The organism is Paenibacillus dakarensis (assembly GCF_001373415.1).
Lineage (GTDB): Bacteria > Bacillota > Bacilli > Paenibacillales > Paenibacillaceae > Paenibacillus_AQ > Paenibacillus_AQ dakarensis.
Map to the genome: position 1 here is coordinate 1 of NZ_CDSE01000087.1, position 23967 is coordinate 23967.

The 23967-nt window shown below is 46.1% G+C and carries 21 protein-coding genes; 9 read left to right on the top strand and 12 right to left on the bottom strand.

Features of this window, described 5'->3' with window-relative positions:
- Nucleotides 1–428 precede the first annotated feature (428 nt).
- Together BN1234_RS18670 and BN1234_RS18675 are read left to right on the top strand one after the other, a co-directional pair.
- Nucleotides 429–863: a transcriptional regulator gene (locus BN1234_RS18670; protein ID WP_054958156.1), complete on the top strand. Its 435-nt coding sequence runs from the start codon at nt 429–431 to the stop codon at nt 861–863.
- A gap of 60 nt (nt 864–923) precedes the next feature.
- Nucleotides 924–1349 (top strand): ImmA/IrrE family metallo-endopeptidase, encoded by a 426-nt coding sequence (locus tag BN1234_RS18675; RefSeq protein ID WP_054958157.1) that lies wholly within the window; start codon nt 924–926, stop codon nt 1347–1349.
- 125 nt (nt 1350–1474) lie between these two features.
- On the opposite strand, the gene BN1234_RS18680 is transcribed toward BN1234_RS18675, so the two are convergent.
- Both BN1234_RS18680 and BN1234_RS18685 read right to left on the bottom strand, forming a co-directional pair.
- A complete protein-coding gene (locus BN1234_RS18680) occupies nt 1475–4717 on the bottom strand; it encodes a DUF5704 domain-containing protein (protein WP_082423289.1) in 3243 nt (1080 codons plus the stop codon).
- 122 nt (nt 4718–4839) lie between these two features.
- Nucleotides 4840–6060 (bottom strand): S-layer homology domain-containing protein, encoded by a 1221-nt coding sequence (locus tag BN1234_RS18685; protein ID WP_054958159.1) that lies wholly within the window; start codon nt 6058–6060, stop codon nt 4840–4842.
- Nucleotides 6061–6547: 487 nt separating this feature from the next.
- Between BN1234_RS18685 and asd the strand changes: the two genes are divergently transcribed.
- Complete coding sequence (asd, locus tag BN1234_RS18690) at nt 6548–7351, top strand: archaetidylserine decarboxylase (protein ID WP_054958160.1); 804 nt, start codon at nt 6548–6550, stop codon at nt 7349–7351.
- 24 nt (nt 7352–7375) lie between these two features.
- On the opposite strand, the gene BN1234_RS18695 is transcribed toward asd, so the two are convergent.
- The 3 genes from BN1234_RS18695 to pdxR all read right to left on the bottom strand — a co-directional run bounded on the left by BN1234_RS18695 (nt 7376) and on the right by pdxR (nt 10900).
- Nucleotides 7376–8236, bottom strand: a complete 861-nt coding sequence (locus BN1234_RS18695; protein WP_054958161.1) for an SDR family oxidoreductase — start codon at nt 8234–8236, stop codon at nt 7376–7378.
- Between the two features lie 331 nt (nt 8237–8567).
- Complete coding sequence (locus tag BN1234_RS18700; RefSeq protein WP_054958162.1) at nt 8568–9353, bottom strand: helix-turn-helix domain-containing protein; 786 nt, start codon at nt 9351–9353, stop codon at nt 8568–8570.
- Between the two features lie 71 nt (nt 9354–9424).
- On the bottom strand, nt 9425–10900 hold the full coding sequence (pdxR, locus tag BN1234_RS18705; protein ID WP_054958163.1) for a MocR-like pyridoxine biosynthesis transcription factor PdxR: 1476 nt from the start codon (nt 10898–10900) through the stop codon (nt 9425–9427).
- Between the two features lie 102 nt (nt 10901–11002).
- On the opposite strand from pdxR, the gene BN1234_RS18710 reads away from it, so the two are divergent.
- From BN1234_RS18710 to BN1234_RS22030, 3 genes are all read left to right on the top strand, one after another.
- Nucleotides 11003–11617 (top strand): pyridoxamine 5'-phosphate oxidase family protein, encoded by a 615-nt coding sequence (locus tag BN1234_RS18710; protein WP_054958164.1) that lies wholly within the window; start codon nt 11003–11005, stop codon nt 11615–11617.
- Nucleotides 11618–11731: 114 nt separating this feature from the next.
- Nucleotides 11732–13030, top strand: a complete 1299-nt coding sequence (locus BN1234_RS18715; protein ID WP_054958165.1) for an aminotransferase class I/II-fold pyridoxal phosphate-dependent enzyme — start codon at nt 11732–11734, stop codon at nt 13028–13030.
- A 136-nt stretch (nt 13031–13166) separates the two neighbouring features.
- A complete protein-coding gene (locus BN1234_RS22030; RefSeq protein WP_082423287.1) occupies nt 13167–13292 on the top strand; it encodes a YjcZ family sporulation protein in 126 nt (41 codons plus the stop codon).
- Nucleotides 13293–13413: 121 nt separating this feature from the next.
- On the opposite strand, the gene BN1234_RS18720 is transcribed toward BN1234_RS22030, so the two are convergent.
- From BN1234_RS18720 to BN1234_RS18740, 5 genes are all read right to left on the bottom strand, one after another.
- Nucleotides 13414–14646 carry an ABC transporter permease gene (locus tag BN1234_RS18720; protein WP_054958166.1) on the bottom strand — a complete coding sequence of 411 codons (1233 nt, stop codon included), beginning with the start codon at nt 14644–14646 and terminating at the stop codon, nt 13414–13416.
- Nucleotides 14643–15395 (bottom strand): ABC transporter ATP-binding protein, encoded by a 753-nt coding sequence (locus BN1234_RS18725; RefSeq protein WP_054958167.1) that lies wholly within the window; start codon nt 15393–15395, stop codon nt 14643–14645. Before BN1234_RS18725 ends, BN1234_RS18720 begins: the two co-directional genes overlap by 4 nt.
- Nucleotides 15396–15488: 93 nt before the next feature.
- Entirely contained in the window at nt 15489–16862 is a 1374-nt protein-coding gene (locus tag BN1234_RS18730) for a DEAD/DEAH box helicase (protein WP_054958168.1), read from the bottom strand.
- Nucleotides 16863–17035: 173 nt separating this feature from the next.
- The gene (locus BN1234_RS18735) at nt 17036–17809 is read right to left on the bottom strand and encodes an SDR family NAD(P)-dependent oxidoreductase (RefSeq protein ID WP_054958169.1); all 774 of its coding nucleotides are present in this window, start codon (nt 17807–17809) and stop codon (nt 17036–17038) included.
- Nucleotides 17810–17889: 80 nt separating this feature from the next.
- A complete protein-coding gene (locus BN1234_RS18740) occupies nt 17890–18348 on the bottom strand; it encodes a chemotaxis protein CheX (RefSeq protein ID WP_054958170.1) in 459 nt (152 codons plus the stop codon).
- Nucleotides 18349–18766: 418 nt separating this feature from the next.
- Between BN1234_RS18740 and BN1234_RS18745 the strand changes: the two genes are divergently transcribed.
- The 3 genes from BN1234_RS18745 to BN1234_RS18755 all read left to right on the top strand — a co-directional run bounded on the left by BN1234_RS18745 (nt 18767) and on the right by BN1234_RS18755 (nt 22183).
- Entirely contained in the window at nt 18767–19669 is a 903-nt protein-coding gene (locus BN1234_RS18745; RefSeq protein WP_054958171.1) for a LysR family transcriptional regulator, read from the top strand.
- Between the two features lie 33 nt (nt 19670–19702).
- Nucleotides 19703–20512 (top strand): histidinol-phosphatase, encoded by an 810-nt coding sequence (locus BN1234_RS18750; RefSeq protein WP_054958172.1) that lies wholly within the window; start codon nt 19703–19705, stop codon nt 20510–20512.
- Between the two features lie 291 nt (nt 20513–20803).
- Nucleotides 20804–22183, top strand: a complete 1380-nt coding sequence (locus BN1234_RS18755; RefSeq protein ID WP_054958173.1) for an aldehyde dehydrogenase — start codon at nt 20804–20806, stop codon at nt 22181–22183.
- Nucleotides 22184–22271: 88 nt separating this feature from the next.
- On the opposite strand, the gene BN1234_RS18760 is transcribed toward BN1234_RS18755, so the two are convergent.
- Together BN1234_RS18760 and sdhB are read right to left on the bottom strand one after the other, a co-directional pair.
- Nucleotides 22272–23084, bottom strand: coding sequence for an AAC(3) family N-acetyltransferase (locus tag BN1234_RS18760; RefSeq protein ID WP_054958174.1), 813 nt, complete (start codon nt 23082–23084; stop codon nt 22272–22274).
- A 115-nt stretch (nt 23085–23199) separates the two neighbouring features.
- Nucleotides 23200–23964: a succinate dehydrogenase iron-sulfur subunit gene (gene sdhB, locus BN1234_RS18765; protein ID WP_054958175.1), complete on the bottom strand. Its 765-nt coding sequence runs from the start codon at nt 23962–23964 to the stop codon at nt 23200–23202.
- Nucleotides 23965–23967 lie beyond the last annotated feature (3 nt).

The following is a 23967-nucleotide window of genomic DNA, read 5'->3' on the forward strand; positions in this document are numbered from 1 at the left end:
CCGCGCCCGCCATAACCATTTTAATCAGCTGACCGATGTAATCATTCATGATTACTCCTCCTTTTTTGTGAAAATCTATCCGTAAATAGAAAAATGAAATATTCTTCCCCCTCTCTTCCCTTAGAAATAAGTGTTCATATCCATTCACTCCTCTTGTCCCTTGCCTTTTGGCACTGAGTCACTTGTTCACTTGCATTACGAATATATGTTCGTATTTTTTATTAACATACCACTATTTGGTCATTCTAGTAAAACACAAAAATAACCGGTTCTATCCACTCTTCCGCCTAAAACCGGTACATTATCTTCATTTTTCTTGCCTTTTGGCAATGATATCTTCTTTTGTTTTACCTGTTGGCAAAGACCCTCGGCATGTTTATACTAGTATAAGAAGCACATAAGGAACTCAGGTAAGGAGTGGCCAGCACGTGGAGGAATCATTTGGTTCATATTTAAAACAGTTAAGGGAAAAGCGCGGCTTGAGCATGAATCAGCTTGCACAGGCTGCGGAGATCAGCGGTTCTCAAATATCGCGGATTGAAAGTGGGCTAAGGGGTATTCCCAAACCACAGACTATTCGTAAAATTGCTGACGCCTTGGATATTTCATATGAAGAGTTGATGAGACAAGCGGGTTATTTGCAGGATGAGCATTCTCAGGGGACATCCTCAGCAGGCTCGTCCATTCCTGATTGGGCAACAAGCAGGGACAAGCGTGACTTTAAACAAATGCTGGAGGATGACGGTGAGCTTATGTTTGATGGAATTCCACTGGATCAGGAGGACAAGCAGCGCATTAAGGACGTGCTGACAGGACTGTTCTGGGAGGCAAAACAGATGAACAAACGCAGCAAAAAATCGTAGGATTCTCACAAATGCATCATTTTTCTGAACAACATACTACTATTTTGCAGGTGAATTGGCATGGATGATCTTGTACAACCTCTAGTCCACAAACTGATAAAAAAACATCATACCAACTGCCCCTTTCAATTGTCAGCAGCACTTGGAATACAAGTACGCTATGCTGATCTCGGCAAAACGACCAAAGGCCTATACTTCCGCAAGCTTAAAAGGCGGTTTATCGTCATACATGCCCATCTTCCTAATGAATGGCAGCGTTTCGTATGTGCCCATGAATTGGGACACGATATGCTTCACAAAGGCATCAGCCGTTTTTTTCTGGAAGAGCATTCATACTTCTGCCCCGGCAAGCTAGAGAGGCAGGCAAACCGCTTTGCTGTTAATTTGTTAACCGTCGATATCACGCCACTGCCCGATGAAAGTATGCAGGAATATTACCGCCGGGCAGGCATCCCGCAAGAAATGCTATATTTTTTTGACACTTAACCAAACATATGCTCTTTAAAGAATATGATTTCCCATTAGAATCCAAATAGGACCGGACGCTGATAGCGCCGGGTCCCTTCTATGGAATCTGTTAATTATGCCTTCGGCCTCGCTTCAGCTGTGCTCTAATGAGGCACTTGTGAAGTAAAATCACTCTTGCTCGACTGATCTGCATGATAGAATACCGTGTCCCCGTCCTGTAGTACAAACCTGTGACCGTAAGGATTGGTGTAAGAATCCCCATATCCTTCCAGCCGCCATTGATTCATCAAGGGAGCATGGATGTATTGAAGATGAGGCTGCCTCAGATTGCCTGCCCGGATTGTCTCGATATTAAAGTTCACCACAATATAGCCTTTCTTCAGAAAAACATTCGACTTCTCATCGAGTCCATTCACACGGCTGTAAGCAGCGAGATCTGTCCCTTTTTTGACAACGTAGACGTCGGAGGGAATACTATATTCTCCGTACCAGCGCTGAACAGCAGCGTTAACACGCTCTTTGTCCACGGCTGCAGGAATCCCTGACTTAGGTCCGATAAGCGTCCGTACTCCTGAGGGGAGAAGCATCCAATCATAACGTCCGACCCAGGTCTTGTTCTTCGTTATTTTCCCGATGTACTGTTTGACGAAAGCCTGACTGGAACTGCCGCTTGGAGCACCCCCGTGATTGTACAAATACGATGCTGTGTCCTGAAGCTCACTCTGCGGCACATTGCGCAGCCTTTCATTAAGAATGACATACCGCTTCTCCTGATCCTGCGGTGATCCAATCCGGATGAAATTACGGCTGCCGCTATGATAATAAAGGTCAACCGGCTGGCGGCCTGTCCCGTCCTTATTCACGAAATAGAAGCTTGGGGTAATCGAGATGCCATCACTATCGCCGAACATATTTCCTTTGGTTTTAAGGTCGAACTTGAAATGGTAGCCTGTTTTTACTGAAACATTCTTATACCCCTGCTGTGGATGCTTGCCCGGTGCAATAGGCAGGGTATATGGCAATTGGTTTCCTCTTGCCGCTCCGTCAATGTCACGCTGACCTGTCCAATAGGAAATCCCACGCGGTACTGAGCTTCCCTTCTGTGTTCGGAAAACACTCTCCCAGTTATAATCCGTAATATCTGTAATTCGAAAATCATAGACACGCCCAATGACCTCCACCGGCTCCACATCTGTCGCTACATGGTGCGTTAAGTTCTGATTGGCGCTTGGCTGAGTGGAATAATCCGCAGGTGCATTCTCAGCAATTGTACGGAAAGAAACGGTATAATCTCCTTCATCCACCCATACCGGCAGGAAGAATTCTGTCTCGGTCTGATTTACCGGAATCGTGATCCAGGTATTCTTGGGATAGAAGATGGTCCGGTCCCGGCTGTACACGTCAAACGGAAAATACACCTGCTTCGTTCTCACATATTTGGCATAGTCCTTATTACCGTAACCTGGATAATTGACATGCTGGCCCGCGGTTGGAATCCGGACGGTAAATGGCCGATCCAGTATAAATGCTGCCCGGCTTGCATTCGGATTTGTCTTCTGATTATGCGCCTGATCATCTGATACGGATGAATAATTAACAACTGGAGTATGTACGGTTACGGTATTGATCCCGTTTATCGTAAACTGCTTGTTACTTCCACCGTTTATATTGCCAGGCATTAAACCATAGTGGATTTCGCCTTGGCTCGGTGTATTGGCCTTATTGATTTTATTGCTGCTAATCATATGGTTAGGACTGTACAGCACATTTTGCCCGATTTCTGTTGGTGCTGGCATTGTCCCAGGTGAGGGTCCGTTCTGGTCTACTCGGGCACCATTCATAATGGTCTGACTATTAAAATTTAATGTGTCGTTGGTAACCTGCACTTTTCCCACTGCTTTTTCTGCATAACTCTTTAAGTCCTCCTGGGGTGGGGACGGCCTTTCTTTTCCTCCGTTTTGGCTTCCCCCCGGAGCTGTAACCGTTCCCGGATCCGGCGGAGGATAATAGTTCCCGGTTTTATTTGCAGAATACTGCGGTGCTGTATATCCTTGCGGATACATAGTTATCGTTTCACCCGGCAGTGCATAGTTTCTAAGAATCCCCTGATCGATCTTGTAAACTTCGAGATTATCAATCACCCAAAAGGAGTAAGGACGTTCAATCGTGTAAGTCTGTGTTACCGTTTCACTATCTGACTGTGGATCCGGAACAGTAGTTTCTTTTCCATCTTTATCTTTTTCTGTCTTTCCGGGGTCCCATGTTAATGTCCAGGTTTTCTCAACATTCACGTTAAACGTACATATGCCTTTCATATTTACAAACTTATTTTGATACAGATAATTTTTGGCCAAGATATTTCCATATAGGGATTCAGATGTTGGAATGCCCCTTAGAACATCGAACCGCTCGCTGCCACGTTGATCGGCCAGGATTTTTGCTGTGGCGTCTGGATTCAAATAACGACCTTCTAATGGAGCGCCGCTAGGTGATGGAGCTGTGCAGGAAGCGGGCTGCGGTGGCGGTGGCGGATCGCATCCTGGGTCTCCTGGTTTGCAGGGGGGTGGTATGTCGTCTCCGACGGTTATAGTTATGTAATCATAAATGTAATATGGACCGTTCTTCCATTTAGCTGTGATTTTTGCAGTTCCTTTACCGCGTGCGGTTACTAATCCCGTATTAGGATCTACTGTAGCAACTGATGTTTTGTCAGAGGACCATTCAGTTTGATCTCGTTTGCTAACATCGATTGGGTCAGTAAATCCGTTCATATCATATTCTTGGGTTCGTACTTCAGCTTTTAGCTGTTTGGTCTGTCCCTTTTTTAAGGTTGCATTTGATGATACTGTAAGTTCTTTGGTTTCCTCTACATATCCCGAGTAATCAATTTCTAGTGGAATGTAATAATGTGCAATGTATTTGGGCGCCTTGTCGGGCCTATTTCCGTACTTAATCTTAGATGTGTATTCTAGGTCCCATCCTGTCCACGTCCACAAATTAGCAAATACGCTACCCTTTTCAAAGTCTGGCTTTTCCCCTTTTCTTTCGTATGATTTAGCATCAATATATCTAATATCATCAATACCTAGATTTTTTACATATTGCCTTTTATAAGCGTTTATGTTCTTGTCCAGTAATGAACTAGGAGCATAATCACGAGAATCTATTCTATTCCTAACCATACCTTTTAGTGGTTCTGCCTTTTCCCCACTTCCATGCGTACCTGTTTCAACTCTTTCTTCAATCCCATATTCATTAATTCTAGTGGCTGCCCAAATTTCTTTATCACCTTGAGTCCAAATGATATCTCCTTGAGGTTTAGCCCGACCCTGTACATTCACCTGAATTTTTTGTTTTTTGTAAGCTAGATTTTCTGGAATAATCATTATTTCTTCTGTTGGATATCCATTTGAAAAGTTAGCATCTGCGTTTAGAGAAATATTTAATAAGAGAATAATTATTATTGGTATTAATGAGAGGCATTTCTTCAAAACGGACTACGCCCTCCTTACTTTTGTCCAAGATATACGACCGATCCATCATCCATATCAATTTGACCCATGAAATTACCATCGTCTCTTAAATAGTGTACTACCCAAAGAGTCACTCCTTTTGATTTATCAGCAAAAAACTCTTTTGATCCCATTCGCGGCACGCTATAGTAGCCAAACTTTTTCGGTAAATCATTTGAAATAGGACCGCCACTTGTAAAATCAATTGTGCCCATATAATAATGACCAGCATCAAAGTTCTTGGATTTAGGGTAAATTGTAATCTGCAAAAAGGCTGGATATAATCCTTTGGTTTTAGTTAAAAATGATTTATCACTATCATCAATAAAGAATGAGGCATAGACACTTTTCTTGTCATTCCAATTTTGCGTATTTACAGCAATTAAGCGATGAACATTAAGGTATCCTGCACCATTTCTAAACGTTTTTTTCTTGCCTTGGACATCCGCAAACGAAGTATTTCCCGTAGTAAATGGCGTTACCAGCTCCAAATTCGTTTTCTTCGTCCCTACCATTCTCAACTCATTCAAATCTGCAAAAGAATCAGCTGACTGGCTGCTCACTTTTTCTAACCTTAAAAGAATCGCAGAGGTCTCAGCCCGTGTTGTCGTATTCTTTAATCCAAATGATCCATCGGGATAACCACTCATGAGATTGGTGCCCATAGCTACTGCAATATATGGAACACTAGCTTGTGAGATTCCTGGATTAAATGCCTCTTTCGCTGGAATAAGAGTCGTTTTCGTATCGATTAACGCCTGTTTGAACTCTTTATCAGCTGCTGCTAATCCAGAACTTAACCATTTGGCCATCTCTTCTCGGGTAAGAGCTGTATTAGGCTTGAATCCATTCGGATAATCCGCAGGGTTAATAAAACCCAAAGATACCGCACGATCTACTTCATTTTTACTCCAATGATTCTTCAAATCGTTAAACACATTCGCCTTTTCTATATTAGGGACTTCTTTAGATACGCGAGCCATCAAGGCAGCAAATTCTGCTCTTGTGACCGTTGCATTAGGTTTGAAAACACCGTTCCCATACCCCTTGAAATACCCCTTCTTCACAGCAGCCTCAATAGAAGAACTGGCCCAGTGACTTGCCGGTACATCCTTAAATTTCGCAGTGGTCGCTAACGCCGGATCAGCTCCGGCCAAACCGAACACTGCACCGCTTGTTACTACGGCGGCGAGAATCCCTTTAAAGATCGTCAACAAAGTAATCCCACACTCCCTCAACATATTCAGTCAGCATAAATTTCTCCTCATCCCATCAGCAGTAAAATTGTAACTATATTATCATATTTTAAAATATTTTAGCATAATATACCTATTCCTCCTTCTACTAAAATGGACATACTTTCATTCATCTCGCACATAGATAACAAAAAAAGCAGAGCCCGCCGCTATTTCGGCAAGCTCCGCTTTATACGGTAGCAGGAACGTATTTACAAGCAGTTTATCATCGTCTGCTCCCAAAATCAACAAATAAGCCCCGCTATTCATCAATCAGGTATAAGCTGATCGAAAACACACGGATCACCCAAAATTTTCAAGGTCTTTTATTTCAAATTGGCTTTTTATTGATTTACCCCCTATTCTATGTCAATATTATTCAGAGTGCGGATTGCCCTTGCTTCCCTTCCGCCTATTGTTAATGCATGTGAGCATTTTGCAAAATGCTGACGCACAAAAGGAGAATCACATGGCTAAACAATTGCTTAGATTGATGACAGAACTCTCATCCCGTAAATGGTTATCCCGTATCATGGGGCGTTTTTCCCACAGCAGATGGAGTCGTTATCTAATACCAACGTTTATCCGGATTTATCAAATTCCCGCCCACGAAGCGGAAAAGGAAATACATGATTACCGTTCGCTGAATGAATTCTTCTCCCGCCGATTGAAAATGGGTATGCGTCCCATCGACGAAACTGCAGGAGCGATGACCAGCCCTGTGGACGGGATTATCACGGGTATGGGACCTATTCATGCAGGTTCAATTCTGAATGTGAAAGGTCAGGATTATACGATTGGCGATTTGCTCGCGAATTCACCGCGCATGGAAAACTATATAAACGGATATGTATTCGTGCTGTATCTCAGTCCTACAGACTACCACCGAATTCATTCTCCCGTAACCGGAAAGAAAGCGGAAAGCGAGCATCTTCGCGGTAAGGTTTATCCGGTCAATGATTTTGCAATGACGAATATCCGCACGGTCCTTAGCCGTAACGAAAGGCTTATTACATATATTGCGCATGAACATGGCGAAGTGGCTGTCGTAAAGGTTGGGGCCATGAATGTCAGCAGTATTCGATACACAGATGAATCTGTAACCGAATGGCGTAATGGCGATGACCTCGCCTACTTTGAATTTGGATCCACCGTTGTCCTGCTGACAGAGAACGGAACCTTTACCCCACGCGGTGACCTAAAGACGGGATATAAAGTGAAAATGGGTGAACTGCTCGGTCTTCTCCATCATCCATCAGGTAAAAACCAATAATTTCAATCGTACAGAACCTCCTGATCATCTCTTGCTTAACATTTTCAAGACGATGCTCTGAAACCACCGGAAAGGAAGCAGTACCTTTGCTGCAACCGTCAGTCGGGTTCCTAAAGGCAGCCTGTACCTGAACCGAGGGGAAGCGCTTCGGGCGATTTCCCCGACCAGGGCAGCGACCTCCTGCGGATCACCGCTCTGGTCCGCGGTTGTTTTGGAGAAATTCAAGACCTCGGTCAGGGTTTTACGATAAGGAGACTCCTCCTTCGCCTGAATATCATTAAAACCCTTGCCCCAGATCGGTGTACCGTAAGCTCCAGGCTCGATCAAGACCACGTCTATGCCAAGCGGCTGTAGCTCAAACGAAAGACTTTCAGCCATCCCCTCTAACGCGAACTTTGAAGAAGCGTACGGCCCGTAACCTGGGAACCCAACAATCCCGCTTATACTGCTCATAAATATGATTCTGGATTTTGAAGACCTTCGCATGAGCGGCAGAGCGATTTGTGTAACGGATACAGCGCCAAAAAAATTCACTTCCATCTGATTTCTCCATGCCTCCAGCGGAACCTCCTCAACCATTCCTCCCAAGGCCTCTCCCGCATTGTTCACCAAAAGATCCAGCCTGCCCCATAGATGATCCATCTCCGCTATAGCATTCTTGATCTGTTCAGGCTCACATACATCCAGTTTAATGATATGGATTCTTGAGGTTAGCCCAGCTTTTCTGGCAGCGTCCAAAAGAGCTCCTGAAGCTTCCGGCCTTCGCATTCCTGCTGCCACTCGATACCCCTGTGCTGCAAGCTCGATGCAGATTAATAGTCCAAATCCGCTCGAGGCTCCGGTCACAAGAGCGACTTCACCTGTTCGTTCTCTAGGTTTCCCCATTCGTTATGCTCCTTTTTATTCAGCAAGCCTTATATGTATAATTCATGAGAAAAAGCACCCCGTAAGTCCACCGGATGATTCATATTTCCGGGAACGAACAAAGGTGCTGGTATGTGATAAATATTTATTAGAACCACAAATCCTGCTCAGGTCTTACATTTTTATACCGACGCAGCCGGTTTCTAAAAATGCCGCAACCTCCACGACTGCAGATCAAGCTGCGCATTCTTCTTCTTTGGCTCATTGTCGGCACCCCCTCTCTCCCTTTTCCATTTACTTCATCCTATTTACTACCCATTCTTATTCTTCTTGAAACATATGACTGACTTCCTCAACGAACTTCTGAAGGGCTTTTGCCCGTGTATTGTTTGAATTGACGACTGAAAAAGAAAATATCCCGATAACCCAAGGCATCTGCTACCTCGGTTACATTCATTCCTTGATGAAGCAGCAGATGCTGCGCCCGCTCAATCCTCATTTTGATAATATAGGACTGAACCGGTGTACCGATTAATTCCTTAAATTTGATCGAGAAATAACGTGGAGACAACCCGGCTCTGGCAGCCAAATCCTCAACCCGGTGAGGCAGTCCAGGATGCAGCCGGACATAATTCGCAATCTCATGAATCGACTCCGACAGATGGTTGCTCGCTTTCTTGCTCACCGGCTTTTCCCGATCATCCCGGAGCAAATAAATCATCAGCTGCTTTAAGATCATCTTTCCTTCTTCTTCCGCCCCGTAAGGATGGTCCAAATAAAGCCGGACGTATTTGGCAAGCAAATATTCAAAATCCATCGTCTCCTCCAGCCTCCGGTAAGGAACCGGCACCTCGCTGACAGGATCGGCAACATCGAAGTGTATATAAGTCAAAACCAGCGGCTTCTGCGGATTGTGCGTCGCACTCGTATGATCTCCGGGAGAGAACAGAAAACAGCTTCCCTTTCCTACTTCATAAGGCACATCATTAAGCACGACGGTTCCTTCACCGCTCCAAACGTAAAACAGATCATAATTTTGCATCGGTTTTTCACGCTTTTGCCATTTCCATCCGGGTTCGCAGACAATTTTGGCCAAAGCAGGCATTATTACAAAAGAAGACGACGATGCATTCAGCATCAAGTCATTCCCCCTTGTCTTTCAAAATAGAAATCTATTAACCTAGCACTATTTACTATGATACTCTCTTTCTAACCATTTTGCATGTCCTTCCAAGCTAAAGCCATTCTGGTAATGCCACTCTCAAGCTGGTCCTGGTCCAAATGTGAGAATGTGAAGCAGGCCGCAGGGGTCCCCATTGATAGATGGTATAAGGCAGCATCCCTGAATTCTACTCCCCGATTACGGCAGGCTTTTTTAAAAATATCATAGGTTTCTGGTCCATGCAGCCATTCGGCGTATACATGAAGGCCTGCATCACCCGGATTCATTCGAAACAAATGTGATAGCTTAGCTTCCATCAGCTTACCCAGCCGGGAATGCAATCCCTTATAAATCCGGGTCATCCGGCGCAGATGCCTGCCATATCCTCCTCTAGCCATAAAATGAGCCAGCGCCCTCTGTTCCAGAAGAGCGGGTGACACCGGTTCATACAGTGCTTTGGCAGACACCACGGGTTTAACAAGCATTTTCGGCAGCACGGCATACCCCAGACGAAGTCCAGGAAACATGGTCTTGGAGAAGGAGCCGATATAAATAACACGACCCGTATCGTCCAGCGCCTTAAGCGGCTCCATCGGACGGCCGCCAAAGCGAAATTCACTATCGTAATCATCCTCGATAATGATAGCCTTGTGAATATTCGCCCAGTTCAGCAGTTCTCTTCGCCGCTCCATAGACAGCACAGCACCGGTCGGATACTGCCGGCTGGGTGTGACGAATAAGAGCCGTGAGTCCCAGCGTTCAGGAATGAGCCCGGCGCTGTCAACCTGAGCAGGTACAATTCTTCCGTCGCAGGACAGCACTGCATGGCGAATTCCATGATATCCCGGATTCTCTATAACAACAGGGTCACCCGGGCTTATTAACAATTGGGAGAGCAGCATTATCCCTTGCATGGAACCGCTGAAGATCACAATATGTTCAGGATCCGCCTGTATTCCGCGAGTAAACTTTAAATGCCCCGCAATAGCCTGGCGAAGCTCAGGGTTACCTGCAGAAGGCAATTCCAGCTGGCTCTGGTGCCTTGGGTGGCCGGCTGCATAATGGATAGAGCTTTTCCATTCTGCAAAAGGGAAATGTGCTGACTCTGCGCGGTCACCGATAAACGATATAAGCTCCCTGTCCTCCATGGGCTGTTCGTGACCCAAATTAAATGATCCTCCATGGGACAGCATCCACTCTGTCATCCGCTGCCCCCAAATCGATAACACCGGTTCACAATCATGCTCTTCATGAGCCTGCTCTAATAATGATATTCCCATCGCCACATAAGTCCCGCTTCCTGTCATTGTCACTACATACCCTTCGGCAAGCAGCATGTCATAGCTTTGAGCAGCAGACCCCCGGGACATTTCATACAGACGGGCAAGCTCACGTGTGGCTGGAAGACGTGTTCCTCCAGGAAGAATCCCCGCAAGAATGGCATCCCGAAGCGCATGGTATAACGCCAAGTATTTATAACGATATTTCTCCAAGTAAGCCTCAAGCGATAATCCCAGTTCCATTTTGCCCTCCCATATTGGACCATTTAAAATAATGTAAATTGGATCTTTTTTCTTGTCAATTCGAAAGATATGCTGATTAAAAAACGAAGGGAATGCTGCCCTATGAGAAGAAGTGAATTTTTGATAGATAATCCAGAGGAAGTGGAGCAATTTCTGGGGGAAATGAGTTTTGGCTTTCTCGGGACCGTTGATGAAGCTGGCTGTCCGCGTGTTACGCCACTAAATTTTGTATTTGCAGAAGGTGCATTTTATTTTCATGGAAGCCGTTCCGGCGAAAAAATGGACCATCTGTTTCGGAATCCTCAGGTTAGCTTTACGGTAGCGGACGAATATGCTCTGATTCCTTCCTATTTTTCCGATCCGGTGATGGCATGTCCAGCTACAGCCTTTTTCAAAAGTGTCACTGCAAGCGGAAATGCTGTGGTCGTGGATGATCTTGAAGAAAAAGCATTGGCCCTTGGACATTTTATGCATAAGCTTCAGCCTGAAGGCGGATATGATCCGATTGATGCCGGTGATCCCAGATATGTCCCTCAATTGAAAGGTGTTGCACTGATCAAGCTTATTCCAGACCGCATGTCAGCCAAGTTTAAATTCGGGCAAAACATGAAACCACGCAGACGGGACAAGGTTGTGAACGGGTTAAAGAACCGTAATGAAAACCGTGATGCGGTTACCGTCGAACAGATATGTAAGTATCATCCTTCTTCTCCATAAACATGTCTCTTTCCCGTGACGCTTTTGCAGTCAAATGTTATAATGTTAGTCAATGAAAATAAATGAGAGATACTGCACCTTAACCTATAGTATTCGGAAGGATGGAATCCACTCATGAACCCATTGGCTGAACAATTGAACGAAAGCATCAAATCAGGGAGTCCTCATGTATACGAAATGCTGTCGACTCTTGGTAAAGAAATTTATTTCCCTAAGGAAGGTATACTGAGTCAATCAGCTGAAGCATCAAGCCATGCCAAAAAATATAACGCCACGATCGGTATTGCGACAGAAGGCGGTATTCCTATGCACCTGGATGTCATCCAGGATAAGCTGTCTGCATATCAGCCGAAGGACCTGTACAGCTATGCTCCTCCTGCCGGTAAACCTGATCTGCGTTCTGCCTGGCGGAGCAAGATGATCAAGGAGAACCCTTCACTTGAGGACAAAAGCATCAGCGATCCGATTGTGACCAATGCACTTACACATGGACTGAGCATTGTAGCCGATCTGTTTGTGAATGAAGGAGATGCCGTGGTCTATCCGGATAAGAACTGGGAGAACTATGAGTTAACTTTCGGGATCCGCCGTCATGGCGTTACAGTAAACTATCCGCTGTTTACAGATGACATGAAATTCAATGCAGCAGGCTTGCGTGAAGCTCTGCTCAGCCAGAAGGACAAAAGCAAAGCTATTGTGCTGCTGAATTTCCCTAACAACCCGACCGGCTATACTCCGGGAATTGAAGAAGGTAAAGCCATCGTAGCAGCAATTCAGGAAGCTGCAGAAGCGGGCATAAACGTTGTTGCTGTAACTGATGACGCGTACTTTGGTCTCTTCTTCGAGAATTCACTTAAAGAATCCTTGTTCGGACAATTGGCTGATCTCCATCCACGCGTATTAGCTGTAAAGATCGATGGAGCAACCAAGGAAGAATATGTATGGGGCTTCCGTGTCGGCTTCATTACGTATGCTTCGGATAATAAAGATGTGATTTACGCGCTGGAACAGAAAACACTCGGTATTATTCGGGCTACGATATCCAGCGGCTCCCATCCTTCTCAGACCTTCGTGCTGGATGCCCTAAAATCACCGGAATTCGAACAACAGAAATTAGAGAAGTTCCATATTATGAAAGGCCGCGCGAACAAAGTCAAATCCCTCCTGGATAGCGGCAAATACGGCGATGTATGGGAATATTACCCGTTCAACTCCGGGTATTTTATGTGCCTGAAGCTTAAGGACGTCTCAGCAGAGACGCTTCGTACCCACCTTATTCATCAATATGGGGTCGGAACAATCGCTCTTGGAGAGCATGATCTGCGGATTGCCTTCTCCTGCATTGAGGAAGAGCATCTTGAAGATCTGTTTGATCTGATTTACAAGGGAATCCAGGATCTGAAGCAGTTATAATCCCAAATATCAATTACGATAAGATCGGGCTAATCCCCGATCTTATTTCTTTATATAATCAACACTTGCCCATACCCTTAGCCTACGGGCTACATACTATACTGTGTACCAACCAAGAATCGAAAGGGGAATGAAGATGAGTGGAGTTGAAGAAGCAAGATACGGTGGATACGGGATGTGCGGAGGATTCGGAAGCGGCATTGGAGCCATTCTGGTACTGTTTATCCTTCTTGTCATCATCACACGTTCGTTCTGGGTATAATAAATAACTTGTGAAATGTTTGAAATCATAGGCTAAACCGATAATAAGGGCATCCTCATCCGTTCCATAGAACGGCGGGATGCCCTTTAAATCATAAGTAATAAGCAGTTACCTTTTTAGTTTATAAATCATCATCGTCTTCGTCTTCGTCTTCTTTACGCCCCCGTCTCAGAGCCGAGAACCGGAATAAAAAGACAAGTGCCACTCCGCATACTCCCGTGCCAAGCACAAGGGTGGGCTCGGTGCCGATTGAGGCCAGCAATGGAAGCCACATGAACAAGGCCCATAACAGCTGCACCTGAAATACAAGCTTTACTTCATTAGCACGCCGCGTGCCCTCAGGCAGAGGATATACATGCAGCCAGAAAGATTCATGGTGCAGCTTTCGCAGTGATGTAAGCTGCAGCCCGGCAATCATTAGGCTGGCCAGATAAACCACACTGGAAACGATCCCCCCTCGTGTCCACCAGACAAGCAGTGCACCAAGAATGCCAACTCGAATCAGAATACCGAAAATATCGCTCCGGACAAGGCTTTTGATTAATAAATAACGATAGGCTGTATCCTTGCGCCAAGGAAGCCCGCTCCCCCACCGGGAAAGCCACTTCCGCGCATATACCCGCTGCTCCCGCTGTGGAACATTTACGAACCAGCTCAGAATCATCATCACCCGGCCTGCCTGCCGTTTCTCCACCTGGATCAACCGTTCCCAAGGGACCGGATGCTTAGCCGGTATAGCCAAAGAAGCAATATAAGCAGCACCGATCAGTACGATAAACAAGAGGCTTTTGAGTTCCGGGTACCATAACCACGATGCAATCGCTAATGCCGTTATGGACCAGCGGAGGACACGGTAAGCTGCGGCTGCACTTCTCGATGTCATAGCAAGCTCCTTCCAGCTTCCATAGCTGGAGAGAAGCTTCAGTACGATCAGCACCGCCAAGGTGATCAGGAGAGATTTGGGAGCTTGGTCGCTCCGTATATACAGAGGCCATAACGTGAGCAGCACAAGGGCCAGACCCACTATTTTATAGATCGTTCCGCCTGCCCAGCCCTTGGAGAAATATTGCTTCATTCTTGATTCCTGAGGCATTAAAAATACGGTATCCGCTTGCTTGAGATAAGTCCGGACACTGCTGTTTACGGTTAAAGGTAAAAGGACAATCAGCATGATCCAGCGGATCGGTAAATTGGGCGGAATATGCTGTACCAGTGAAGTGTACCACGCCGAGAAAGCAATGAGCAGAAACAGAAAAACGACCGCTACACCACTTTGAATTACATATCCTAGGTAAGGCAGAATCTCGCCCCAGAATTGACTTCTCCTTTTGGCAAATAACTCCCGCAGATTCATCCGCCATTCCCGCCTTGAATGAGAGCATAGAACAATTCCTCTAGTGGAAGATCCGATTTTCCAGCCTGCTCTGCAATCTCCTGAAGCGTTCCCTGAGCAATAATTCTTCCTTGATGCAGAATGATAAACCGATCACAGTAATTCTCTATAGTCGATAAAATGTGGGAGCTCAGGAGCACCGAAGATCCGCCAGCTTTTAACTCCAGCATAAAGTCCAGCAGAGACCTGATGCCGAGCGGGTCCAATCCCAGAAAAGGTTCATCAATGACGTACAACGAAGGTCTTGCAACAAATGCGCACATGATCATGACCTTCTGCCGCATCCCCTTGGACAAGTGTGCGGACAGGCTGTCCATCTTGTCCTCCATACGGAACATGCCAGATAAATGGGCCGCCCGGCTTTCAAATTCCTCACGGGGCACGCCGTATGATCTTGCTGTAAATTCAAGATGCTCCCTCACCGTCATTTCCTCATATAGAAGGGGAGATTCCGGCACAAAAGCCAGTGCGCCATGATATGCCTCCGAGTTCTCATCCCGGGTCTGGCCCTGAACCCGGACTTCTCCTTTGTGCGGCTTCATAAGCCCCAGAATATGCTTCATCGTGGTGCTCTTGCCTGCTCCATTCAGTCCGATCAATCCGACCATTTCACCTGGCTGAACATGAAAATTAACCTCATGCAGAACAGGTCGGTTCAAGCTGTAACCCCCGCTTAAGTTTTGAACGGATAGCACTGGATTCTCATTCATTCCTGTTCACCCCGTTTTCAGCAGCGCTCGCTTTATTCCATACGTAAGCTGAGAGCGCTGGACAATATAATATTCCTAGAACCTTACTTATGCCTAACCTTGAGGCGGCTTATTCTTTAACCATTTCGGGGCACCCTTATTCTTACGGTCGCGCTCCCGCTCATTCTGCCGGGGCTTAGATACCTTACCCGATTCCGCTGAAGGACTCTTCTTTCCGGGTAACTTCGCCTGATTTCCGTTATTACCATGCCGCTTCGGCTCCGTGCGTTCTCTTGCCGGAGACGGAGAAGCCTGGCTCGAGCTGCGAATCACCGAACCCGAAGCCGCATCCCTGGGTGATCTAACCTTTCCGCCAAACATAGCCTTCTCCTCAATCGAAATGCCAAGCTCACGACTGAATTTTCGCATGATAAAGATTTGACGGTCCGTTACGACCGAGATGACCAGCCCGCTGCGTCCCATACGTCCTGTTCGTCCGGCACGGTGAGTATAAAATTCGGCATTCAGCGGGGGATCATAGTTTATGACCATACCAAGTCCCTCGATATCGAGTCCCCTTGCTGCCACATCACTAGCGACCAGCAGCTGTGTACGGCCTTCGCGGAAGGCATTCAACACTTTGCTGCGTGTCATTTTGTCCGCATCCCCATACAATGCCGCGGCGCTAAGTCCTACAAAATTCAGCTTGGCTTCTACTTCAGCGAGATCGGCAGTCGCATTCACGAATACAATTGCACGGTCCGGCTTATAGTGACGAACAATTCGGCGCACCATATCAACCCGGTCACGATCTTCACTCACGAAGTAGTAATGTTCCAATGCTGATGGAGTTCTTTGCTCAGGATTAATACCAATCTCTATCGGTCTGTCCATTTCCCGTTTGACCAATTCTGCGGTTTGAGGGCTTACTGTAGCTGACAGGAACACAAGCTGGCGGTCCCGCATTGCACTTCGGAGAATCCGCTCCACATCGCCTGCAGCCCCCAGATTAAACACCTGATCCACCTCATCCACAACGATGGTCGTTACGGCGTGCATTTTAAGCTTCCGAATTTCAATCAGCTCGCGCACACGTCCGGGTGTACCCACGATCAACTGAGGATGCAGCTTCAGCTTTTCCAGCTGGCGTTTCGCCGAAGCGCCTCCAATGAGCCCAAGGACCCCGATTCCTCTGTAGGTTCCGTAACGCTCCCCTTCCCGGACAATCTGGATCGCAAGCTCCTGGGTTGGTGCCAATATCACTTTTTGTACAGCCTTACTATCGGTATCAATACTCTGAAGCACAGGCAGTAAATACGCTAATGTCTTTCCGGTTCCTGTCTGGGAAGTTGCCAATACATCCTTGCCTTCCAGTACTTGCGGAATCGTCTCTGCCTGCACAGGTGAAGGCGTATGTATTCCAAACTCGCCCAAACGGGCGGCCAAATCCTCGTCAATACCGAGGTTCATAAATGTCGTTGAAGTCATAGGTTTGTCCATCCTTTATCTATGAGTATTGTTCACTCATGTTTCATTATATGCTAAAACAGAAGCTCCCACCAAATGAAGCTTAATGCATTTTGATTTCAATACATCTGTGCAGTCCAAAAAACCGGCTCAAGAGAGCCGGCTCCATTCATCCATGCTGGGTTTCGTCTATTTTATTTCTTATTCATCCACCGGTATGACAGCCGGTCAACCAGACGCGGAAACAGATTATAAAGCCTTATGCCGACACCTGCCAGCTTCGGCAGATCGATCTCGTCCTTGCGTTTGCGGATTAATGTAACGATACGCCCTGACACATGTTCTGGCTTCATCATAAACCAGCTCACATTCTTCACATAACCGCCTGATGGATCGGCAATCGAAAAGAATGGCGTATCAATCGGCCCCGGATTTACTGCTGAAACCGTTATCCCCGTTCCCCGCAGCTCCTGGCGCAGAGAATTCGTTAATCCCAAAACCGCATGCTTCGTTGCCGAGTATGCTGTTGATTTCGCTGAGCCCATCTTGCCGGCCATGGATGCGATGTTGACGATGTGCCCATCTTTTCGCTCAAGCATTCCAGGCAGGACAGCCTGAGTGCAGCGTACAATCCCCATATAATTAACATCCATCATATCTTCAAACTGGTCTTGCGGCATTTCGAGGAATGTTTCAAAAATACCATACCCGGCATTATTCACAAGCACATCTATTCTGCCATGCTTGTCCTCAATCTGATCAAATACCTCTTTTACCTGATATGTATTCTGCACGTCAAGCTGCACCAGCTCATGGGGACCCTTCATTCGGCTTCCGACCTGCTTTAGACGCTCTTCCGAACGGCCGGCAAGAACCACATAAGCGCCTTCACTTGATAGCATCTCGGCTGTGATGGCACCGATACCGCTGGATGCTCCGGTAATAACAATCACTTTATTCTCAAGCATGATTTCTTCTTCCTCCCTGCAGTCCGGCGGTCTACGACTAGCCACACATCCGTTAGCAAAGGACTGCTCTCTTCTCTATTCTAAGAAATCATGACTTGAATATCCAGTTCTCCAATTCCGTCCATAAGAAGTGGAATGCTTAGTGCCTTCTTGCGGGCGAAATCTGTTACGTTCACCGATCTAATAACTTTAGGTGGTGTAATATCTACACTGACCCCTTGATTGAATAATATGGTGCTGGCATTGCCGCTTATCATATTACCAAGTTCCGAAATTGCGCTCTGTCCCATTTCGTCCATTTCAGTCAGTACGTATCCGCCCATCATTACTGAAACCATACGCAATGCCACTTGCTCCTGTAATCCGAATACAATATCGCCATTCATTTGCCCGGTCATGCCTATCTGAATCCAAATATGGTTATCGATTAAAGATATCTCCTTAACCCCGAGATTGCCTGTGGAAGGCGAGACCTGTATGACCTGTTCAATGACGCGTCTTGCGGATTCTAAAAAAGGATTGATTACTTCCGCTTTCACAACCGATTAATCCCCTTTCACTGGGTTTGTGGTCAGGGTCCCAAAGTCCCATTCAAATATTGGTACAATCATTATAATGTATACCCTGCAATAAATCATCATAAATTAACGCTTAAAGACATAATCTTCTGGAAATACAAGAAAAATGTCGAATGAATTGCTTGCTATGTAGTTCTTTAGTCGTAGTCCGTGTTGCAACCTTATTATTATCGGTTTTTACTCATCATCATTGAATAATGATCGACCGAATCATGAAAAAAAATAAAACCAGTCCGCTTAGAACTGGCTAAAAAGTGCATGCATCATGCTGAATGAAAAGCTTCACATTGCTCCTCATTGCATAATAACCTATAATTTATAAGTAAACTATAACGCTTTAAAGTCACGGAACCTATGAAATCATGTTAGGAGGACGGCCATGAACATTAGCCAACTGGAGACGCTTATCACCATTTCCAAGACGATGAGCTTTCGTAAAGCGGGAGAATTACTTAATTTAACCCAGCCGGCCGTGTCGGCTCAAATCAAGAGCCTCGAAGATGAATTCAAAACCGTGCTTGTGGATCGAAGCCAGCCTGTTACATTAACGGATCGGGGCCAGGTGTTTGTAGAACACGCTGAGCATATCCTGAGAATTGTAGATGAGATGAAACAAAGACTGGCCGATTTGGAACAGATCCCTCAGGGTCATATTCGGCTGGGAACGACCACATCGATAGCTATTCAAATTTTGCCGCGTGTGCTCTCTTATTTCCAGGATCAATTTCCGCATATCAAGACAACGATCCAATCCATGGCCTCTTCCCAAATTTATCACAGTGTTGAGAATAACCTTATCGATATTGGAATTGGATATCTAATTGAACGGAATCCTAATGTTAACTCCTCTATTCTGTTTTATGACTCCTTTGAACTTGTCGTTTCTCCGCAGCATCCCTTAGCCAAAGCAAGCAAAGCAGAAATCGAAGTCCTTGGCCAAACACCTCTCATCTTGTTGACCCAAGATACCGTCGGTCGAAGATTTGCTGATGAAGTTATGCATTCTCATGGCATTCAGCCACAAGTGGTTATGGAGCTGTCCAGCAGCGAGGAGATTAAGCGAATGGTCGAGATTAATCTTGGAGCGGCGATTATATCCAAGCAATCCGTTTCATCTGAGCTTCGAAATGGCTCACTGAAGATTGTCCCTCTTACCGAGCTGGAGGTCAGCCATCCTGTCGGCGTTATTTATAAAAGCGGAAGATACGTCAGCTCGGCCATGCGTCAGTTTATAAGCGACCTGAAGGGAATGCCGGAAACCCAGTTCATCAGCAGCGAATAAGTATTGAATATTCTTTTTTTTAAGGAGGACATCATGAAATTCGATCTGCACACGCACCATTTCCGCTGCGGACACGCGGACGGTAACATCAGAGAATACATTGAGGCAGGGATAAGCTCCGGCCTTAGGGTCATTGGCATATCCGATCACACGCCTTACTTTGGGAGCCCGGAAGACCAGCCCTTTCCTTACATTGCCATGGGCAAGGCGGAACTGGCGAACTATGTAGATGAGGTCCTTCAATTGAAGCAGGAATATGAGGGGAAGATCGATGTACTGCTCGGGATTGAATCTGACTTTTTTCCTCAGCATGCTGAAGTTTATCTTCAGACTCTTTCAAAATATCCATTCGATTACATCATCGGCTCCGTTCATCAGGTCAGCGGTGTAAGTATTTTTAACAAGAATAGATGGAAAAACCTTGGTTCGAAACAGAAGGTAGCCGTGAAAGAAGAGTACTTCTCTCTCATCCGGCAATCGGCCCGCAGCGGCATGTTCCAGATTCTTGGACATATTGATGCCATGAAAGGAAACTATCCTTCCTTCACTGACATTATGACCGAAGACGCACTGGAAGAAACATTAAAGGTGATAGCCGAATGCGGTATAGCAATTGAGATTAACACCTCTGGCAAAACCAAACTAAGCGGCGGGTGGTACCCCTCCAACGCCATATTGGAACGTGCTCTTTATCATGGAGTTGAGGTTACATTCGGCTCCGATGCCCATAAACCATCCCGGGTCGGGGACGAGTTCGAAGAAGTGGCGGCAGCACTGAAAGATATAGGATTTAAAGAGTGGGTATACTACAAGCAAAAACGGAAGGTAACCGTCCCTCTTTAATTAGGGGCTGCGGTTGTCCTTCCGCTTTTTTTTATGTTCATACAAAAAAAAGAGACCCAGAACTCTGGGTCCAAAACCATTTATATATTCTCAAAAGGGGGTCATGTGATAAGTTTACCCTGCCGCTGTTAGAGTTTCATAACAGATATATTTCATTTGTGTAACAAAAATCATGCGTCGATACATGATTGCCATTTTTCATTTTCCTTCAGCCTCCTTTATAATCATAGAGAGAGAAAGAGTGCATCATTGCCCTATGTCCAAGAAAATCGGGCAGAGAGGAGTTCCCTTATGAACCTAAACAATTCCATTGAGGATTTGGTTTCAGCCCAGCGCCGTTTTTTTAAATCAGGTACGACCAGAGATATTCATTACCGGGTCACACAGTTGAAGAAACTGCGCAGTGCATTAATAGCAAAAGAAGCCGAGGTGATCCAGGCGCTGCGAACGGATTTAAATAAAAGCGAACAGGAATCATTCACCACGGAAATCGGTATTGTGTACAAAGAGCTTTCCTATGTGATTCGTAATATCCATCAATGGGCTAAGCCCCGTAAAGTTAAAACGGCACTGACGCATATCGGAAGCCGCGGAAGGATTCTTCCTGAGCCTTACGGGACAGTGCTTATTATTGCTCCATGGAACTATCCCTGGCAGCTGGCCATTTCGCCTCTCATCGGAGCCATGGCAGCAGGAAATACAGCTGTGATTAAACCATCCGAGCTAACGCCTGCTGTTTCGGCCGTGATCTCGGCACTCATTAAAGATACATTCCCTGAATCGTATGCAGCCGTTGTGGAAGGCGGACCGGACACGAGCACCTGTCTGCTCCAGCAGCCGGTGGATTATATCTTTTTTACAGGCAGTACTAGAATCGGTAAAATCGTCATGCAGGCGGCTTCCCAACATCTCACGCCCGTCACTTTGGAACTTGGAGGCAAGAGTCCTTGTATCGTGCATCGGGACGCTTCACTGAAGCTGACTGCGAAACGAATTGTGTTCGGGAAGTTTACCAATGCAGGCCAGACGTGTGTTGCGCCAGACTATCTGCTCGTGCATGAAAGTGTTAAGGAGCCTCTTCTGCAGTATATGAAAGAAGCCATCACGGAGTTTTATGGCGAGTCACCTCTTAAGAACCCGGATTACGGCCGAATCGTATCGGAGAAGCATTTTTTACGGTTATCCCATTTTCTTGACAATGGTTCTGTTCGCCACGGTGGTAATTATGATGAAAGTAACCTTCTCATAGAGCCGACCTTACTCGATGATATCACATGGGATATGCCTGTTATGGAGGATGAAATTTTCGGGCCTATTTTCCCGATTCTTACTTACAATGATCTGAACGAAGTCATTGCCACGGTTAATGCCAGACCTAAGCCGCTCGCGCTTTATCTGTTTACGAATGATGCCGGTGTCCAAAAGCAGATCATGTCAGAGATATCCTTCGGCGGCGGGTGTATAAATGACACCCTGATGCATCTGGCTACCCCTTATCTTCCATTCGGGGGCGTAGGTGCAAGCGGAATGGGTGCTTATCACGGCAAGCACAGCTTCGATACCTTCTCTCATATGAAGAGCATTCTACATCAGACCAATAAATTCGACTTCAGCTTCCGTTACCCTGGTAAAGATGGTCTTAAGCTGCTCCGTAAATTGATGAAGCCTTAAAATAGAGCACATCCGGATATTATCCTGGTGTGCTTTTCTCTGTGCTGGCTCACCGATCTCATTCGGAGCGCGAGGAGTTTCGCAGCCTTCATTCGATTCGATTTTCCTCTAACCATTTTACTGCATAATCCACCATCAACCGTTGTTGTGCCAGTACACATCTGCTGTTCTGAACAAGCCCCCGGGTGTAACCTTCTCCTTCTTTACAATCTGCTTCAAAAGCTGCTCCAATCTGTTCAAAATCATCCGAGTTAAAGTTAATATCGTAAAATGTTTCCCATAACGTTCGGTTGTTTTCCCTTCGGATTGGAGCACTTAACGATTCTTCCTTCTTACCGCCCCACTTCGCCCGGTATTCTGCCAGATGAAAGGATGTATTATTCTCATATGCTGATCCTAACATCAGTACATAAGCCCCCAGATCATATAGCTTGGCTAGCGGTGAATTGTCACCCAAACAATAAGATAACGGATGGGAACTGGTTATTATCTCAGCATTTCGCCCTCTTGCCGTAAAAGAAACATGAGGATGCGCGCTGCGAATAACCCCTTTCTGCTTCCGAAACGTTTCTGGAATAACTCCTACGTATGATGTCTTAGTAAAGTCCGCGTCAAATGGAGGCATGGAATCGCGAATCATCTGCCACCACCTGGGATCTGCCGGCGGGTTCTGCCATGTTGATGGATCCGTTAAATCAGCGGAGTGTGCAGGCATAACCAATGTCCCTTTATCCCCCAGTACGTCCTCTAGTGCAATGATTACCGCCTCCGCCCCGCCTACAATCCATCCGCCCAGACTCTTTAAAGAAGAATGAACCAACAGCGTCATGCCGGGCCTCACTCCCAGCTGTCTTAAGTCAGAACTGATATCCTCTATTGTAATTGGCTTTTCAATAATCAACCGTTTCCCCTCCCATTACATCCTGTGTAAAAAAAGAGCACTTGTCCGAATGCATATGCATCAGGGACAAGCGCTCTCTCATGATTCTCAACGTTCTTACGCAGCTGGAATGTTCTTACACACTCAACCAGCGTTTGAACAGATGTTTCGTTGTTTCCTTATTCATCTCTGCAATGGAAGTCGTAAGCGGAATTCCTTTAGGACAAGAACGCACACAGTTCTGTGAGTTACCGCAGCCTTCAATACCGCCATCCTGCATCAGGGCTTCCAGGCGCTCTTCCTTATTCATCTCGCCTGTTGGATGAGCGTTAAAGAGACGAACCTGTGAAATCGCAGCCGGACCAATGAAATCCGTCTTCTCGTTGACATTCGGGCATGCTTCAAGGCAGACACCGCAAGTCATACACTTCGACAACTCATAAGCCCACTGGCGCTTCTTCTCTGGCATACGTGGTCCTGGACCGAGATCATAAGTACCATCGATCGGAATCCACGCCTTCACCTTCTTGAGCGCCGTAAACATACGGTTACGATCAATAATCAGGTCGCGAACGACCGGGAACGTCTTCATCGGCTGAATACGAATAGGCTGTTCCAGTTTATCAATGAGAGCTGCGCAAGCTTGGCGAGGCTTGCCGTTGATCACCATGGAGCATGCTCCGCATACTTCCTCAAGGCAGTTGGAATCCCAGCAGACAGGAGTTGTTGACTGACCTTGAGCATTCTTCGGATTACGCTGAATTTCCATTAATGCACTAATTACGTTCATGCCGGGACGATATGGAATTTCGAATTCCTCAGTATAGGCTTTTGATTCCGGGCTGTCCTGGCGGGTAATAATAAATTTGACGCTCTTCGAGGCTGCTGTGGTTTGAGCCATGTC